The organism is Microbacterium imperiale, from assembly GCF_017876655.1.
Taxonomy (GTDB): Bacteria; Actinomycetota; Actinomycetes; order Actinomycetales; family Microbacteriaceae; genus Microbacterium; species Microbacterium imperiale.
This window is the reverse complement of sequence record NZ_JAGIOK010000001.1, coordinates 1691726-1708350: the sequence shown is the minus strand read 5'-3', so window position 1 is coordinate 1708350 and position 16625 is coordinate 1691726. Positions and strand designations below refer to the sequence as shown.

Annotated in this window: 17 protein-coding genes; 15 read left to right on the top strand and 2 right to left on the bottom strand. The window is 67.4% G+C overall.

The window, feature by feature from the left end; genetic code table 11:
• Positions 1-24 precede the first annotated feature (24 nt).
• The 15 genes from JOF37_RS08360 (at position 25) to JOF37_RS08290 (ending at position 13823) form a co-directional block, all read left to right on the top strand.
• The gene (locus tag JOF37_RS08360; RefSeq protein WP_271175007.1) at positions 25-1017 is read left to right on the top strand and encodes a flavin-containing monooxygenase; all 993 of its coding nucleotides are present in this window, start codon (positions 25-27) and stop codon (positions 1015-1017) included.
• 13 nt (positions 1018-1030) lie between these two features.
• Positions 1031-1747 carry a copper resistance CopC family protein gene (locus JOF37_RS08355; protein ID WP_210006406.1) on the top strand — a complete coding sequence of 239 codons (717 nt, stop codon included), beginning with the start codon at positions 1031-1033 and terminating at the stop codon, positions 1745-1747.
• A gap of 42 nt (positions 1748-1789) precedes the next feature.
• Positions 1790-1942 carry a TFIIB-type zinc ribbon-containing protein gene (locus JOF37_RS08350; RefSeq protein ID WP_210006405.1) on the top strand — a complete coding sequence of 51 codons (153 nt, stop codon included), beginning with the start codon at positions 1790-1792 and terminating at the stop codon, positions 1940-1942.
• A gap of 67 nt (positions 1943-2009) precedes the next feature.
• Positions 2010-2489 (top strand): signal peptidase II, encoded by a 480-nt coding sequence (locus JOF37_RS08345; protein WP_307803451.1) that lies wholly within the window; start codon positions 2010-2012, stop codon positions 2487-2489.
• Between the two features lie 14 nt (positions 2490-2503).
• Positions 2504-2821, top strand: coding sequence for a DUF6804 family protein (locus JOF37_RS08340; protein WP_210007728.1), 318 nt, complete (start codon positions 2504-2506; stop codon positions 2819-2821).
• A complete protein-coding gene (locus JOF37_RS08335) occupies positions 2818-3414 on the top strand; it encodes a TlpA family protein disulfide reductase (RefSeq protein ID WP_210006403.1) in 597 nt (198 codons plus the stop codon). Before JOF37_RS08340 ends, JOF37_RS08335 begins: the two co-directional genes overlap by 4 nt.
• Positions 3411-4184, top strand: coding sequence for a cytochrome c biogenesis CcdA family protein (locus JOF37_RS08330; protein WP_114587698.1), 774 nt, complete (start codon positions 3411-3413; stop codon positions 4182-4184). The genes JOF37_RS08335 and JOF37_RS08330 overlap by 4 nt, the downstream gene beginning before the upstream one ends.
• A complete protein-coding gene (gene resB, locus JOF37_RS08325) occupies positions 4165-5844 on the top strand; it encodes a cytochrome c biogenesis protein ResB (protein ID WP_210006402.1) in 1680 nt (559 codons plus the stop codon). The genes JOF37_RS08330 and resB overlap by 20 nt, the downstream gene beginning before the upstream one ends.
• Entirely contained in the window at positions 5841-6779 is a 939-nt protein-coding gene (locus JOF37_RS08320) for a cytochrome c oxidase assembly protein (RefSeq protein ID WP_269268776.1), read from the top strand. The genes resB and JOF37_RS08320 overlap by 4 nt, the downstream gene beginning before the upstream one ends.
• A gap of 54 nt (positions 6780-6833) precedes the next feature.
• Positions 6834-8441: an apolipoprotein N-acyltransferase gene (gene lnt, locus JOF37_RS08315; protein ID WP_245338124.1), complete on the top strand. Its 1608-nt coding sequence runs from the start codon at positions 6834-6836 to the stop codon at positions 8439-8441.
• Between the two features lie 176 nt (positions 8442-8617).
• Entirely contained in the window at positions 8618-9619 is a 1002-nt protein-coding gene (gene ccsB, locus JOF37_RS08310; RefSeq protein WP_114587696.1) for a c-type cytochrome biogenesis protein CcsB, read from the top strand.
• 85 nt (positions 9620-9704) lie between these two features.
• Entirely contained in the window at positions 9705-11684 is a 1980-nt protein-coding gene (locus JOF37_RS08305; protein ID WP_210007726.1) for a bifunctional copper resistance protein CopD/cytochrome c oxidase assembly protein, read from the top strand.
• A 118-nt stretch (positions 11685-11802) separates the two neighbouring features.
• On the top strand, positions 11803-12189 hold the full coding sequence (locus JOF37_RS08300; protein WP_210006400.1) for an ArsR/SmtB family transcription factor: 387 nt from the start codon (positions 11803-11805) through the stop codon (positions 12187-12189).
• Positions 12189-13127: a cation diffusion facilitator family transporter gene (locus JOF37_RS08295; protein WP_114587694.1), complete on the top strand. Its 939-nt coding sequence runs from the start codon at positions 12189-12191 to the stop codon at positions 13125-13127. Before JOF37_RS08300 ends, JOF37_RS08295 begins: the two co-directional genes overlap by 1 nt.
• A 105-nt stretch (positions 13128-13232) precedes the next feature.
• The gene (locus tag JOF37_RS08290) at positions 13233-13823 is read left to right on the top strand and encodes a vitamin K epoxide reductase family protein (RefSeq protein WP_210006399.1); all 591 of its coding nucleotides are present in this window, start codon (positions 13233-13235) and stop codon (positions 13821-13823) included.
• A gap of 180 nt (positions 13824-14003) precedes the next feature.
• Here the strand turns inward: JOF37_RS08290 and JOF37_RS08285 are convergent, their stop codons facing one another.
• Positions 14004-16094, bottom strand: a complete 2091-nt coding sequence (locus JOF37_RS08285) for a heavy metal translocating P-type ATPase (RefSeq protein ID WP_245338572.1) — start codon at positions 16092-16094, stop codon at positions 14004-14006.
• The gene (cmtR, locus tag JOF37_RS08280; RefSeq protein ID WP_269268778.1) at positions 16091-16426 is read right to left on the bottom strand and encodes a Cd(II)/Pb(II)-sensing metalloregulatory transcriptional regulator CmtR; all 336 of its coding nucleotides are present in this window, start codon (positions 16424-16426) and stop codon (positions 16091-16093) included. The genes JOF37_RS08285 and cmtR overlap by 4 nt, the downstream gene beginning before the upstream one ends.
• Between the last annotated feature and the right edge of the window lie 199 nt (positions 16427-16625).

Here is a 16625-nt window from a genome sequence, read left to right as displayed (position 1 = left end):
CCCGCGGGGTTGTCGCACCGGCGAGTGATCATCGTCGGCGCCGGGCAGGCCGGTCTTGCCGTGGCCGCCGCGTTAAGCGCGAAAGGGCTGCGGCCGCAACACGAGTTCGTGGTGATTGACGCTGCGCCGGAAGGTCAGCGTTCGTGGGGGTCCCGGTGGCATTCGATGATGCTGCTCAGCGATGCCCGGCACAGCAGCTTGCCGACGCGGCGATTGCCGGGGGATCAGCGGCGGCATCCCCGGGTCGACGAGATGGTCGACTACCTCAGGTTCGTCGAGGCGGGGCTTCGCGTAGAGACGGTCTGGGGCATCCGTGCGGTCGGCGTAGAGCATCGCGGCAACGGGTCCACGTTGCTGCTGGCCACCACGGCGGGGGAGGTGCAGACCCGCAACGTGGTGTGCGCGACCGGCGCCGCTGCGCATCCGAGGGTGCCGAAGTGGGCGTCAGGACTGACCGTTCCCGGCGTCGCGCTGCACAGCCGCGACTACCTGTACCCGCGGCAGATTCCCACGAGTGATGTGCTGATCGTCGGCGGCGGCAACAGCGGGGTGCAGCTGGCCCGAGAGCTCTCCGCGTCGCACAGGGTGACGCTTGCAGTCCGAACACCCCGCCGCCTCCGGCCGACTGCCGGGTACGCGGCAGCGGCGGGGGAGAGCGTGTCATGGCTGTCGCGTGAGCGGCGCGCCGAGCCGGTATTCGGCGATAGCTACGAGCAGCTGCGCCGCGCCGGGGTCACCCTTCGCCCGGCGGTCACCGCTGCGGCCGGGACGACGGTGAGCTTCGCGGATAGCAGCCAGGCCCAGCCCGGTTCGGTGATCCTCGCCACCGGCTACCTGCCCGGCGACGGGTGGCTCCCGGATGCGGCGCGCAAAGGCACATCCAGGCGCACCCTGACCGGGATGCCGGGACTGTTCGTGGCGGGCATGCCGCGCTACGGCGGCCGCGGCGCCGACACCATCGCCGGTGTCTGGCGGGACGCCACCACGATTGCTCACCACATCATCCACCGCCCCTGAAGGAGCACCGTTTATGAAGAGAACACCCACACCCTGGTCTCGCAGAACCGCTTCTCCCGTTATCGCCGGTCTGACGGCGCTGCTCGCGGCCAGCGGACTGCTGCTGGCCAGCGCGGTCCCCGCCGCCGCGCACGACGATCTGATCTCCTCCACTCCCGAATCCGGCTCGACGGTCGGCATCTCTCCGGCGGAGGTCACCCTCGCTTTCAGCGGAGAGCTGCTTACCGCGACCAGCGCCGTGGTGATCGAGGTGACCTCCCCGGACGGGCGGAACATCGCTGAGGGCGAACCGGTCGTCGACGGAACCACCGTCACCCAGGAGCTTGAACCCGAGACCTCTGCGGGCGTGTTCACCGTGCTGTGGCGGGTGGTCTCCAGCGACGGGCACCCGATCAGCGACCAGTACACGTACACGGTGGAACCCGCCACCATCCCTACCAGCACACCGAACCCCACGGCAACGACGGAGCAGACCCCCGAACCGTCTCCGACCGCCACCACCGCCGGCACGGCCGGGTCGGATGTGCACACGGGCCCCTCCGGCGGTGGGGAATTCCTGCCAGTCATGGCTGTGATCGGCGGCGTGGTCGTCTTCGGAGGTGCGCTGGTGGTCGTGCTGATGGCGGGAAGGGAACGCCGCCGCCGCGACCGCGCTGCTGCTGCTGCGGCGGCCGCCGCAACGGGGAACCCAAATGAGACGGGGCAGGCACCCCGTCCCATCGACACGTGAACCTGGGCCGGGGCCGAGCCCCTGCATCCGAAGGAGAACATCATGAAATGCCCCGTCGACGCCACCGACCTGCTCATCACCGAGCGATCCGGCGTGGAGATCGACTACCGCCCGCACGGCAGGGAGCGGGATCAGCATGGCCGCACGAGCCGCCGCAAGCGGGAGGGATTCGTCGGTGAGTTCTTCGGCTTCTGACACGGCACCCCCCAGAAGACCCGCCCAGGCCCGCCGGTTCGCGGTCGCTAGCGTCACCGCGGGCGTGGTGGTGCTGATTGACCAGGCCAGCAAAGCGGCGGCCCTGTCCGAGCTGAGCGAGACCGATCGCATCCCGCTGTTGGGCGACGTGTTGGGGCCGCAATTGGCCTTCAACCCAGGCGCGATTCTCGGCCTAGGGTCCGGAGCCACCTGGCTGCTCACCCTGCTCGGCGTGGCCGCGACCGTGGTGCTGTTCATCGCTGCGCTGCGAGCCCGCACCGAATGGTGGGCCGCCGGCATCGGGTTCATCCTGGGCGGCGCACTCGGGAACGTGATCGACCGGCTGCTCGCCCCACCGGGCTTCGGACGCGGATACGTGACCGACTTCCTCGCCTATGGGAATTGGTTCATCGGCAACCTCGCCGACGTCGCCCTCGGAATCGGAGTGCTGATCCTGGCAATCGGGGTCTGGGGCAGCCACCGCGCCACCACCCGTAGCGACGCCAGCGCGCACCTGGGCTCGAACTCCTCGGTGGGTGGGCTGTGACCGACAACAAGCGGATGCCGTCCCTGTACCAGCGCAACGCTCTCGCCCCAAGCCTGCTCGCAGCAGCGGTGCTATTCCTCGCACCGCTGCTGCAGGGCGGTGACTGGTACCTGGTGCCGCTGTTCGTGGCAGCGATCCTCGCCGTCATTGTCGGCTGGTTCGCGATCCAGGCGCGGCAGTGGTGGTGGGCGCCGGTATTCGCGGCGATCGCGGTGCTGTGGAACCCGGTATTCCCGTTCCCGTTCAACGGGCCGGTCTGGACCACCGCGCAACCGGTCGCCGCGATCGTGTTCCTGGTCGCCGGGGCGATGATCAAGGTCAAACGCGCATGAGACGCCCCACGCCGTTCATCGCTGCGCTGCTGCTGACAGCCATCGCGCTCACCGGCTGCACCAGCAACGACACCCTGGCCGAGCAGTACCGGGACGGGAACGAGAAGGGCTACATCGCCGGCGACTTCCAGGTCGTCGAGATCCCGACCGCCGACCGGGGTGAGCCGGTGGTGTTCGAGGGCGTCACCGAGACCGGGGAGACGGTGTCCAGCGACGACTACCGGGGCGGGGTGCTGGTGGTGAACTTCTGGTACGCCGCGTGCGGACCATGCATCGTCGAGGCGCCCCTGCTCGAGGAAGTGTGGCAGGAGTACCAGGATCAGGGCGTCGCGTTCCTGGGCGTGAACACCTACGACCAGCCCGCCACCGCCCTGTCGTTCGCGCGGGACAACAACGTCACCTACCCGAGCGTGATCGACGTCAACGATGGGCGCGTCAAGCTTGCGTTCGCGCAGGTCACCCCCATCCAAGCCACCCCCACCACCCTCGTGCTCGACCGGGACGGGCGGGTTGCGGCACGGGTCATCGGGCAGCTGGCCAGCGCGTCCATCCTGTCCACTCTCGTTGACGACGCCCTAGCGGAGTACTCATGAACCCCGGTTCGGTGGTCGTGGACGGTGCGCTATGGGTGGCGCTCCCTCTCGCCGTGCTCGCCGGGCTGGTCTCGTTCGTCTCCCCGTGCGTGCTACCGCTGGTTCCCGGCTACCTTGGCTACCTTGGCGGCGCCGCCAGCGCCCACAGCCCCACATCGACGTCGGCCGCTGGAGCGAGCACCACGGCGGGGGAGCGGAGGCGGCTGCTGGTGGGGGTGGCGTTGTTCATCGGCGGGTTCACGGTGGTGTTCGTCACCGTCACGATCCTCGGCGGCACGTTCGGGTTCCTGCTGCTGCAGTACGCGAACATCCTCACTCGCATCTTCGGGATCGTGATCATCCTGCTCGGGTTGGTGTTCATCGGGTTCTTCGGTATCTCCCAGCGCACCCTCCGCCCCCGCATCCGGGGTCGCGCCGGCCTGATCGGCGCGCCCCTGCTCGGGTTCGCGCTCGGCGTCGGCTGGACCCCCTGCATCGGCCCCACGCTTGCGGCGATCCTGTCGATGTCGTGGAACCTCGGCGACCCCGCCCGCGCCGGACTGCTCGGCCTGGCGTACTCGCTCGGATTAGGCATCCCGTTCCTGCTGCTCGCCCTCGGCTGGGGGTGGGCGTCCCGCACGGTCGGGTTTCTCCGCCGCCACATCCGCGCCCTGAACATCATCGGCGGCAGCCTGCTCGTCCTCCTCGGACTCCTCATGGTGACCGGGTTATGGACGGCGCTGATGTCCGCCCTGCAACAGGTGGTGATCAATGTCCCCCTCCCGCTCTGACACCCCCAGGGAGAACCCGATCGACCCGCTTCGCCCCGGCGACCACGCGGACTCCGACGGCCCCAAGATCATCCAGCCCGCGCTCGGTCTGGCGGGGTGGCTGCGGTGGGCGTGGCGGCAACTGACCAGCATGCGCACCGCCATCGTCCTGCTGCTGTTCCTCGCGATCGCCGCCGTCCCTGGCTCCCTGTTCCCGCAGCGCAGCGCCGACCCCAACGGTGTAATCCAGTGGGAACGCGACAACCCGGACGTCTTCGCCCTCGCGGACGCGGTCGGCCTGTTCGACGTGTACCTGTCGCCGTGGTTCTCCGCGATCTACCTCCTGCTGTTCACCTCCCTCATCGGCTGCGTCATCCCCCGCGCCCGCCACCACTACAAGGCGCTCCGCTCCCAGCCCCCGCGTACCCCCGCCCGCCTGTCCCGCCTCTCCGACTACCAGGAGGCGACCCTTCCCGCTGGCCAGGCTTCCGACCCTGTCGAACAGGCGATCGGGGTGGCTCAGCGGCAGCTGCGCCGGGCCGGCTACCGGGTGCAGCGGTACGACGGCCGCGGCTGGGTGTCGGTGTCGGCCGAACGCGGCTACCTCCGCGAGACCGGCAACCTGCTCTTCCACGTCGCCCTGGTCGGTGTGCTCGTCTCCGTCGCGGTCGGCGGGTCGTTCGCATACACCGGGCAGCGGGTCGTGGTGGAGGGCACCACGTTCGTCAACGCGCTCAGCGACTACTCCTCATTCAACCCCGGCCGATTCATCGACGGCACGGGCCTTGCCCCCTACTCACTCACCCTCGATGACTTCCAGGTCTCCTACCGACTGCCCGGCACCCCCGGCGCGGGGCAGGCCGGCGACTTCGCCGCCGATGTCACGATCCGCCAGCCCGGACAAGACGACCAGGCGCAGAGCGTGGTGGTGAATTATCCGATCACCGTCCAAGGCGACCGCATCTATCTGCTCGGCAACGGGTATGCCCCCACCCTCACCGTCCGTGACGCGGCGGGGGAGGTGGTGTTCAGCGAGTCGCAACCGTTTCTGCCGCAGGACTCCAACATGACTTCGCTGGGGATCATCAAGATCCCGGACGGGCTGCCCGAGCAGCTCGGCCTGGTCGGGTTCTTCTACCCCACCCAAGGGGTGCTGCCCTCCGGGGCGTTCACCTCGATCTACCCCGACGTCATTAACCCAGTGATCACCTTCAACGTGTTCAGCGGGGACCTCGGCATCGACGACGGCACACCCCGGTCGGTGTACACGCTCGATGTCAACGGGCTCACCCAGCACACCGGCGGCGACACCGGCCTCGACTCCCTGGAACTGACCCTCGGCGACACGGTGGACCTGCCGAATGGATGGGGAACGGTCACGTGGGAGATCGCAGGCGACACCGATCCGGTGAAGCGGTTCGCGTCGCTGCAGATCCAGCGCGACCCCAGCAGCGGCTGGGTGCTCGCGTTCTCGATCCTCGCCACCCTCGGGCTGTTCGCCGGCCTGTTCGTGCCGCGCCGCCGGCTCTGGGTGAAGGCCCGGCTCAGCACGGAGGGTGTGCAGGTCGAGTACGCCGGACTTGCCCGCGGTGAGGATCCTGCCCTCTCCCGAGCCGTCACCGACTTCGCCGCGCAGCACGCGACCGCCTACGCGGTCGAGACCGCGGAGGGGGAGCGGTGAACGAGTGGATTCCTGACACTCCGCCGACCCTGCTCGGGTTCCTGACACCCGTGCCGCTGCCGTTCCCGGTCCTACCCACTCTCGCCGCGCTCCTGGCCGCCGGGTACCTGATCGGCGCGATCCGGCTGTGGACGCGGGGGCGTCGCTGGCCCGTGTGGCGCACCGTCAGTTTCCTGCTGGGGTGCCTCCTCCTGGCGGCGGTCACCGGGCTCGGAGTCGAAGCGTACGGGTATGCGCTGCTGTCGGTGTTCATGTTCCAGCAACTCTCCCTGATGATGGCGATCCCGCCGCTGCTCGTACTCGGTTCCCCCGGCACCCTGCTGCTGCGCGCCGCTCCGCACCACGGCGCCGGCCGGTTCGTCCTCCGCGCAGCCCACGCCGGCCTGCGCAGCCGGGCCGCGCGGTGGGCACTGAGCCCCTGGGTAGCGCTGCCGCTGTATCTGCTTGCGTTCTACGGGCTCTACCTCGCCGACTTCGCCGACCGCATCCTCGCCACCCCCCAAGGGCACATCACCCTCGAGATCGCGTTCCTGGTAGCGGGGATCCTGTTCACCATCCCGGTGCTCTCCGCCGACCCGCTGCCGGTCCGGCTCAGCCACGGCGGCCGCGCTCTCGACGTGTTCGCCGAAGCCGCGCTACACGCGTTCTTCGGCGTGTTCCTGATGATGGCCACCAGCCTGCTCGTGGACCACTTCGCCGCGCCTACGCTGGCGCTGGGGATTGACCCGATCGAAGACCAGCGGGTCGCGGGCGGGCTCGCCTGGTCCTACGGCGAGGCCCCCACCCTACTGATGCTGATGTTCGTCATGCACCGGTGGTTCCGCGACGACACTGCCCGAGACGCCGCCGCCGCCCGGTACGCCGACACCCACGGCGACCCCGAGTTGGACGCCTACAACACCTACCTCGCCACCCTCCGCCAGAAAGACACCTGACGGATGTCCCCCACCACGCCCCTCCTCACTGTCGCCGCCCCGGCACGTCCGTCGATGGACAACCCCAACTCGAGGCCGCTGCTGCCGTTGTGGGCGGCGACGCCGGTCGCCGCGGCCGCCGGGCTTGCGTTGGATCTCGCGTCGCCGCCGCTGGGGTGGTGGCCGCTCGCTTTCGTCAGTGTCGTCCTCGCCCTTGCCACCCTGATGGGCCGCAGCATCGGCGGCGCGCTGCTGGTGGGCACGATGTTCGGAGTCGTGTTCTACTTCACCCACCTGGTCTGGGTGGGCGAGTTCCTTGGCCCGGTGCCATGGATTGCGCTGGCAGGCCTGGAAGCGGTGCTGTTCGGACTCGGGGCTATCCCGATCACCCTCGCCTACCGGTGGACCGCGCGGTTCCGCGCCCGAGGGCCAGGGCAGCTGGTCGGGATTCCGCTGCTGGTCGCCGGGCTCTGGGCGACTCGCGAGGTCGCGATGGGGGCATGGCCGTACTCGGGATTCCCTTGGGCGCGGCTGGGCATGACCCAAGTCGAGGGGCCCCTGCCGCAACTTGCGTCATGGACTGGTGTCACCGGGCTATCCTTCTTCCTCGCGGCCGTTTGTGCCGCGCTCCTGCAGTGGCTCCGCGCAGGCGGCATTCGCTTTCCGCGCGGTGCCTTCTCGACCGCGGCTGGTGTGCTGCTCCTCGTCGCGGTTCCGCAGTTCCCCACTACGGATGCCGGCACGTTCACCGTCGGATGGGTGCAGGGTAACGGCCCCGCCGGCTACTTCGACGACCGCCTCCCCGGCGACATGCTCGCCGCGCAGACCACCACCACCGAGCCGCTGATGGGGCAGCCGATGGACCTCATTGTGTGGCCCGAGGGCTCCGTCGACTCCGATCCCCTCACAGCTTCCGCCACCGCCGCGGTGCTGGACCGGCTGGTGCGAGACGCGGGTGCGCCGCTGCTCGTGAACGCCGCCACCACACGAGGCGCGGACGTGTTCAACACCTCGCTGCTGTGGTCCGCGGATCCCGCGGACCGGCAATGGCACGACAAGGTCAACCCGGTCCCGTTCGGCGAGTACGTGCCCGACCGGTGGTTCTACGAGCTCCTTGCCCCCGACCTTGTCGGCCTCATCCAACGCGAATACACCCCCGGCACTAACCCGCCCTTGATGAAGGTCGGGAACGTCGGGGTGGGGCTGGCGATCTGCTTCGACGTGATCTACGACACCGTGATTTGGGACAGCGCCCGCGCCGGCGCGCAGCTGTATGTGTTCCAGACCAACAACGCCGACTTCCGCGGCACCGACGAGAACATTCAGCAGCTCGCCTTCGCGCGGATGCGGGCTATCGAGACCGGCCGCACCGTGGTCAATGTCTCCACAGTCGGCACCAGTCAGGTCATCGCACCAGACGGCGCCACCATCGACAGCATCGGCGTGGACATCGCCGCCAACCGGGTCACCACCGTTCCGCTGCGCAGCGGGCTCACCCCGGCCGTCGTGGTGGGCCCGTGGGTCACCGGGACGCTCCCTGTCTCGGTAATTGTCGCTCTGGGCGCGCTTGGCCTCCTACACCGGGGCCGTCTGCGTGGCACGGCGGACCACAGCGACCGGCGGCCGAAGCAGCGACGCGGCCCACAGGCCGCCCGAGCGATCGGAGATCGGGATGCGACATAGACCGGGGCGGCCTGATCGGCAGCCAAGCAACACCGGCAATGCGCTCGGCTGCAATCAGCCCTTCGAGGTGTACATCGACGGCACCGCCGTGGACTCGCTGGTCTAGTTGCAAGTGAACGCAGGCTGACCCTCCACACGACCGGACCGCCCCTGATGATGAAGAGGAAACCCCCGCCATGACCGGACCCGACCCGCTCTCCCTCGACGGTATCTCGCTGCTGCTCGTGTGGACGGCGATCGCCACCTACCTGCTCGCGTTCATCGCATACACCATCGACCTCGCCCAACGCTCCGTCCCCGCCAGAGCGCCTGCGCTGGTCGGCGTGGCCGCGGACTCCGAGGTGGGGGAACCTGTGCCCGTCCCGCCGGGGGATATCCGGGTTCCGCCGTCCCAGCGGTCACGCCTGCTGTGGGCGCGGATTGGGACGGTGCTGACGGTTCTCGCGTTCCTGTTCCACCTGGCCGGCACCATCCTGCGGGGAGTTTCCGCACAACGCGTGCCGTGGGCGAACATGTACGAGTTCGCGTTGACCGGCACGGTCCTGATCGTCGCCGTTTATCTCGTCGTCCTGCGCCGCTATGACCTCCGCTTCTTGGGCGCATTCCTGATCGGCATGGTGGTGCTGCTGCTGGGCGGGGCGACGATCACGTTCTACGTCGAGGTCGTCCCGTTGATGGATCCGCTCAAGAGTGTCTGGCTGGTCATCCACGTGTTCGTCGCGTCGCTGGCCACCGCGCTGTTCGCGATTGCCTGCGGCCTCGCCGTCACCCAGTTGCTGCAGGCCCGCCGGGAGCGCCGCACCACTGTGGCGTCCCGAGAGGACGCACGTGCGGCCGGCCCCCGGTTCCTGGCGACTCTGCCCACTGCGGAGGTACTTGAGTCCCTCGCGTATCGGTTCGTGATCGTCGGATTCGTGTTCTGGACCTTCACGCTGATCGCCGGCGCGATCTGGGCAAACGATTCCTGGGGACGCTATTGGGGGTTCGACACCAAGGAGGTGTGGACCTTTGTGATCTGGGTGCTCTACGCCGGGTATATCCACGCTCGCGCGACCCGGGGCTGGCGCGGCACCCGTTCGGCCTGGCTGTCCATAATCGGGTTCGTCACGGTGCTGTTCAACTTCACCATCGTCAACATGTTCTTCAAGGGACTCCACGCCTACTCCGGCCTGAGCTGACCCCCGTCCACCCCGCAAGAGCCGAAAGCCCGCCGTGACCCCGACAGCCACCCGTACCACCGACCAGGACGTGATCGTCCTCGGGTTGAGTCCGCGCGCCCTCCGCGCTGCGGGCCCCACGGTCCTGGCCGTGACCGCGCTGGTCGCACTAATTGCGGGGTTGGCGTTCGGCGGGGGCGCGGCAGGGCTTCAGCTGGGCGACGCTGGCCCCGTCGTGCGGTGGGGCCTGCCGGTCGCGAAACTAATTGTGAACCTCGCCGCGGCAGGCATGGTCGGTGTGCTCGTGACGGCCCTGTTCACTCTGCGGGCCGGGGAGCGGGAGATCGACGTCGCCCTAGACACTGCCTCGATCGCTGCCGCCGTGTTCACCGTGGCCTCCGGAGCGACGGGGTTCCTCACCTTCGTCAATGTGTTCAACCCCGCGCTGGACGCCGGACCGGTGTTCGGCGCGCAGATCGGCCGGTTCCTCGTTGAGACCGAGGTGGGCCGCACCTGGCTCATCACTACGGTCGCCGGCGCCTCGCTGACCGTGTTGACGTTCGCGGTGCGGTCCTGGCCGGGCACCCTCCTCGTAACCGTTTTCGCGGTCGCCGCTCTGGTGCCGATGGGCACGCAGGGGCACTCCGGCGACGATGCGTTCCACCATGAGGCAATGACAGCGCTCATCCTGCACGTCATCGGCGCCGCGGTGTGGCTCGGAGGGTTGCTGCTGCTCGTCATGGTTCGTCCTGTGCTCACACGGGTCCGCCTCGCCGATGTCGTGGCCCGCTATTCGAGCATCGCGCTGGCCGCGTTCGTGCTCGTGGCTGTGTCCGGCACCGTGCGCGCCGCGATCGGCCTGCGGGAGTGGACCGCGATGATGTCGCCCTACGGTGTGATCATCGCCGTGAAAGTGATTGCGCTGGTCGCACTCGGTTTCTTCGGGGTCTGGTATCGCGCCCGCCTGGTCGGAACGATGCGTGACTCTGACCGTGGCAGCCGGTCCTTCTGGACGCTCATCGTGTTCGAGGTGGCGGTGATGGGCATGGCCAGCGGCGCCGCGGGTGCGCTCGCACGCACGCCCCCACCAAACCCCACACCGCTTCCGGCAAATCCGTCCCCAGCGGAACGACTCACTGGCGCCCCGCTGCCCTCCGAGCTCACCGTCGACCGGTGGTTCACCGCGTGGAACATCGACCTGCTCTGGGCGGTCATCGCCGGCTTCGCCGTGTTCTTCTACCTCGGCGGGGTGCGGCGGCTGCGCCGCCGTGGCGATGCGTGGCCGCCATATCGCACGATCATGTGGGTCGCTGGAATGGGCCTGCTGGTGTGGGTCACTGGCGGCGTCGTCAACGTCTACCAGGACTACCTGTTCAGCATGCACATGGTCGGGCACATGCTGCTCACGATGGCGATCCCGGTGCTGTTGGTCGCCGGGGCCCCAGTCACCCTCGCGGCCCGCGCGATTCGCAAGCGCGACGACGGCACACGCGGTGGCCGCGAATGGATCCTCTGGGCTGCGCACTCCCCAGTCGCCCGGATCCTCACCAACCCGTTCGTCGCCGCGGGGCTGTTCATCGGGTCGTTGTGGGTGTTCTACTACACCGACCTGTTCCGCTGGTCGCTCTACGACCACCTCGGGCATCAGTGGATGATCGCGCACTTCCTTATCACCGGGTATCTCTTCGTGCTGTCACTGGTAGGCGTGGACCCGGTGCCGTACCGACTGCCGTATGCAGGCCGGCTGCTGCTGCTGATCGGCATCATGGCAATGCACGCGTTCTTCGGCATCGCGATCATGGTGCAGTCGGGACTCATCGTCGCTGAGTGGTTCGGTGCGATGGGCCGCACCTGGGGCGCGAGCCCGCTCGAGGACCAGTACACCGGCGGGGGGATCGCCTGGTCGATCGGAGAGATCCCTACCCTCATCCTCGCGATCACGGTCGCGATCCAGTGGAGCCGTAGCGACGACCGCGAGACGAAGCGCCGCGACCGCCACGCGGACCGCATGGGGGAGACGGAACTGCAGCAGTACAACGCGCATTTGCAACAGCTCGCCGAGCGCGACGCTCGCACGCGCAGGTGACCGCGGCCGCAGGACTGTGCTTTTTCCAGACGGCGGGAACGTCCCGTGGCGAAACGATAACCCTTCCCGGTTCCGTGATTCAGAGGCAGGTGACCCCTATAGGCGATATCATCGCCGCATGACGATGAATATGGACGAGGTGATATTGGACGAAGGTGCTACCAGCGTGTATGCGCATTTGTTCGATGCGCTGGGGGACCCCACTCGGCTCGCCGTGCTGCAGCACCTTGCTTCCGGTGAGCATCGGGTGCGTGACTTGGTTGAGCACGTCGGCCTGGCACAGTCCACCGTGAGCAAGCATCTGGGCTTCCTGCTCGAGTGTCGCCTGATCACCGTCCGCCCAGAGGGGCGGTCATCCTGGTACGCCCTGACGGAGCCGAATGCGACGGCCGCGCTGATCAACGCGGCTCAGACCCTGCTGAGCGCCACAGGGACCCACGCCGAACTGCACGCACACCTGCGTCAACCGCACCACCTACACAGCGAGAGAACGGAGCTCCGGTAATGGGCGCTGGACACACTCACGGCCCCGCCCCGGAAGCCGGCCAGCCCGGCGATCACCGCAGGAAGCTGTGGATCGCTTTCGGTATCACCGCGGTCATTGTCGCGGCCCAGGCAGTCGGATCCGTGGTCACCGGCAGCCTCGCGCTTCTCACCGACACTGCGCATGCGATCACTGACGCATCCGGGCTATTGGTCGCCCTCATCGCCGCGACCCTCATGCTGCGTCCGGCCAACGCCAAACGCACCTGGGGCTTTCGGCGCATTGAGGTCATCGCCGCGCTCGGACAAGCAGCCCTGCTGCTGGTCGTCGGAACCTATACGGCCGTCGAAGGCGTTCGACGTCTGTTTGAACCACCGGAGGTCCCTGCCGCCGAGCTGCTAATTTTCGGCATCATCGGTCTCACGGCAAACATCATCGCGATCGTCCTGCTCTCTTCAAGCCGCGGCGTGAACTTCAACATGCGAGCCGCGTTCCTTGAAGTTCTTAACGACGCTCTCGGATCGCTTGGCGTCATCGTGGCGGCGATCGTTATCGCTACCACCGGTTTTCTTCAAGCTGATGCGATCGCCGGGCTGCTGATTGCGGCACTCATCGTTCCCCGGGCATTCAAACTTCTCCGGGAAACCACGAGTGTGCTGATGGAGTTCACCCCTCCCGGCCTAGACCTGGACGACGTCCGCGCGCACATTCTTGAACTCGATCACGTCAAGGACATCCATGACTTGCACGCTTCGACCGTCGCGACGGGGCTTCCCACCATCAGCGCGCACGTGGTAGTCGAAGACCAATGCTTCACTGACGGTCATGCCGCAAACGTACTGCTCGACGTGAAGAAGTGCGTCGCCGAGCACTTCGAAGTGTCCGTGCTGCATTCCACCTTCCAGATCGAAACGGATCACATCCAGGAAGAAGAACAAGCCTCTGTCACTCATGCGTGACGGCGCTAAAGCGGCAACATCACCCGACCTCAACTACCTCAACGCGATGATCAGAGGTAGCAGTACAGCCGCGTTTCAGCGGCGCTCGTTCACGGGGAGCTTCGAATGACCACACAACCTGTACGCGAGCCGTTGTTCGCTGGATTTCTGGCGAGCGTCGGCGTCATCGGCCTTACCGCTTCACTCGCGCTCTCCATAGAGAAGCTCGAGAAGCTGCAGAACCCGAACGCGAGCGTGGGCTGCGACCTGTCCGTTCTGGTGCAGTGTTCTGCAAACCTAGATAGCGCGCAAGGTGCTGTTCTTGGCTTCCCCAATCCCTTCCTGGGGTTGATCGGATTCTCACTCGTGCTTTGTGCTGGTGTAACCCTCTGGGCGGCACCCAACCTCGCCCGCTGGTACTGGGCCGTGTTCAATATCGGTGTCGCAGGCGCCTTCGCATTCGTGCTCTGGCTGATCGGCCAGAGCATCTATGTGCTTGGCACTCTCTGCCCGTGGTGCATGGTCGTTTGGGTCATCACCATTCCGCTATTTGTTTTCACCACGGGTAGGAACGCCCGGACCGGCATCTTCGGTGCTCGAACGGCACGGCTCGGACAGCGACTCTGGCCATGGTTAACACTGATCACCATCGTGGCGTATACGACTATCGCTGCCGTCGCGCAGGTCCGTCTGGACGTTCTAGCTACTCTTCTTTGAGCCGGGGCTTTGGTCCACTCGGCTTTGTCGACAGCCGGCACATGTCCTCGGAACGACCTTGCTGGGCCGGGACCGCGGCGCAGGTGTCTTCACGGCTCAGTGGTTGTGGTGCTCGTGCTCATTGTCGTGTTCGTCCTCATGGAGGCTCCAGATCGGTGACGTGGTTGTCGCCGAGGGGGGTCAGACGCGGGCGGGTTCGGGCGTTGCGGCGCGGGCGCGCAGAGCGGCAGGGCGTTGCGCGGCACGCACGCCGTTGAGAATCACAAACACCTCTGCGATCTCGTGCACGAGGACCACGCCGGCCAGCCCGAGCGCACCGAAGAGCGCGAGTGGGAAGAGGACGACGATGATCGCGAGGGCGAGCACGATGTTCGCGGTCATGATTCGGCGGCCGCGACGGGCGTGGGCGAGGGCGCCGGGGATCAAGCGGAGATCGTTCCCGGTGAAGGCGACGTCGGCGGACTCGATCGCAGCAGCCGACCCTTTCAGTCCCATGGCGATCCCGACAGTGGCGGTGGCAAGGGCTGGGGCGTCGTTGATGCCGTCACCGACCATGGCCGTCGGGCGCGCGGTTGCGAGTTGTTCGATGACGGCGGCCTTGTCTGCGGGGAGCTGCTCTGCGCGGACGTCGGCGATGCCCGCCTGTGCGGCGATCGCGCGAGCGGTGCGTTCGTTGTCCCCGGTGAGCATCGTGATCCCGATACCGGCATCCTGCAGCAGTCGCACGGTCTCTGCGGATTCCGGGCGCAGTTCGTCACGGATGCCGATGAGTCCGGCAATCTTGCCGCCCGCTTCAACGACGACCACTGTCATGCCGTCTTCGCCCATCTCATCAGCGGCCGAGCTGAGTGCACCGGGGGCGAGCCACCGCGCGTTCCCGACGCGGACCAGGGTGCCGTCGACGCGGCCGGTGATTCCGTGGCCGGCGTCTTCGACCACGTCCGCGGCCGCAGCTGCACCGGGTGCGGCCGCGGTGATCGCGGCGGCAAGCGGGTGGCTGCTTGTCGCTTCGACTGCTCCCGCCCAGGTCAGCAGCTCGGCCCGTGAAATGCCGGCTGCGGGGCGCACGTCGACGACGGCCGGCTCGTTGCGGGTGAGGGTTCCGGTCTTGTCCAGCGCGACCGCACGGATGGTGCCGAGCTGCTCAAACGCCTCCCCGGACTTGATCACGACGCCGAACTTGGACGCGGAGCCGATAGCGCTGATCACCGTGACCGGCACGGCGATCGCGAGAGCGCAGGGAGATGCGGCGACCAGGACGACGAGTGCACGCTCGATCCAGGTCGCCGGATCTCCCACGATGAACCCGAACACGGCAACGAGGGCCGCGGCGATCAGCACTACGGGGACCAGGGGGCGGGCGATCCGGTCGGCGAGCCGTGCGCGGTCGCCCTTGCGGGCGTGGGCTTGCTCGACGAGGGACACGATCTGGGTGAGCGAGTTGTCGCGCCCATCCGCGGTCGCCTCGATCCGCAGCGTTGATGCACCATTCACCGAGCCGGCCGCGACCGCAGTGCCGGGGCACACGTCGACGGGGATGGACTCTCCCGTGATCGCGGAGGTGTCCAGGCTCGATCGGCCTTCGACGACAACACCATCGGTCGCGACACGCTCACCCGCCCCGACGACGAGGATGTCGAGTTCACGGACGTCCGCGGCCGGGATCGTCGTGTCGCCAGCGAGACGCGAGACACGCACGGTCTCGGGAATCAGGGACAGCAGCGCACGCAAACCCTCTTTCGCCTGATCCATCGCCCGGTCCTCGAGAGCTTCCGCCAGCGAGAACAGGAACGCCAAAGTCGCAGCCTCACCAACGTGGCCGAGGAGTACCGCACCGATCGCGGCGATGGTCATCAGCAGCCCGACACCAAGCCGTCCCCGGATCAGCCGGCGGAACGCACCGGGGACGACCGTATAGGCTCCGGCCAGCAGAGCAGCCCATTGCAGCACGAGGGCGAGGAGCTCGATACCCGCCCACTCGAGCGCGTAGCCAGCAATCAGGAATAGTCCGGAGAGTACGGAGGGGAGCAGGGCGACATCGCGCCACCACGGCGGACGCACCTCGTGCTCATCGTCACCCCTGCTGCCCTTCGAAGGCAGGGCCGGACCGCAGCACGCGTCGCCTTCCTCGTGAGCCTGGGTCGGGACGGTGTTGTGTACCGGCTCGGGAGCACAGCACGCGCCTCCCGCAGCACGGGGACGTGTCAGCTCGATGCGCTGAATGGTGCGGGTCTTGCGGGGCTCGTCCGGGCCACAGCACTCTTCACTCATGCGCAGCACTCACACTTCTCATCGGTGCACGGAACGCCCTTATCGACCGCGACGACCGCTTCCAGCATGTGCCGCAGGCCCACGGTGAGATGCGGGTCTGCGATCTCGTATCGCGTACGACGCCCTTCCGGCGTCGCAACAACCAAACCGCACCCCCGCAGACACGTCAGATGGTTGGAGACATTTGAACGCGTCAGATCGAGGTCACGCGAGAGTTCCGCTGGGTAGCCGGGCGCGTCCAAGAGCGCCAAAAGGATCCGCGAGCGAGAAGGATCCGCCATCGCGCGACCCAGACGGTTCATCACATCGAGACGAGAAGCAACAGTCAGCACCAGATGAATATACAGCGAACGCTGACCAGTAACATAGATCTACCAGGCTGCCGAAAACGATCGTTTGCGGCACGGGGTCGATGTTCCTGGAATCGACCTCCCGAAACATAGGGCCGTCTCGTAACCCTCTTTCGGGAGGTCGGTTTCGGAGCACAGTTTCGGTCCTGGCTTTGACCTTCGACCCGGCTCGAAGGTTTAG

Coding starts and splice junctions, on each gene's coding strand:
- resB (WP_210006402.1), top strand. CDS start 4,165: ATGTCCCCCTCCCGCTCTGACACCCCCAGGGAGAACCCGATCGACCCG.
- JOF37_RS08300 (WP_210006400.1), top strand. CDS start 11,803: ATGACGATGAATATGGACGAGGTGATATTGGACGAAGGTGCTACCAGC.
- JOF37_RS08290 (WP_210006399.1), top strand. CDS start 13,233: ATGACCACACAACCTGTACGCGAGCCGTTGTTCGCTGGATTTCTGGCG.
- JOF37_RS08285 (WP_245338572.1), bottom strand. CDS start 16,094: ATGAGTGAAGAGTGCTGTGGCCCGGACGAGCCCCGCAAGACCCGCACC.
- JOF37_RS08340 (WP_210007728.1), top strand. CDS start 2,504: ATGCCGTCCCTGTACCAGCGCAACGCTCTCGCCCCAAGCCTGCTCGCA.
- lnt (WP_245338124.1), top strand. CDS start 6,834: ATGGACAACCCCAACTCGAGGCCGCTGCTGCCGTTGTGGGCGGCGACG.
- JOF37_RS08350 (WP_210006405.1), top strand. CDS start 1,790: ATGAAATGCCCCGTCGACGCCACCGACCTGCTCATCACCGAGCGATCC.
- JOF37_RS08335 (WP_210006403.1), top strand. CDS start 2,818: ATGAGACGCCCCACGCCGTTCATCGCTGCGCTGCTGCTGACAGCCATC.
- ccsB (WP_114587696.1), top strand. CDS start 8,618: ATGACCGGACCCGACCCGCTCTCCCTCGACGGTATCTCGCTGCTGCTC.
- JOF37_RS08330 (WP_114587698.1), top strand. CDS start 3,411: ATGAACCCCGGTTCGGTGGTCGTGGACGGTGCGCTATGGGTGGCGCTC.
- JOF37_RS08355 (WP_210006406.1), top strand. CDS start 1,031: ATGAAGAGAACACCCACACCCTGGTCTCGCAGAACCGCTTCTCCCGTT.
- JOF37_RS08295 (WP_114587694.1), top strand. CDS start 12,189: ATGGGCGCTGGACACACTCACGGCCCCGCCCCGGAAGCCGGCCAGCCC.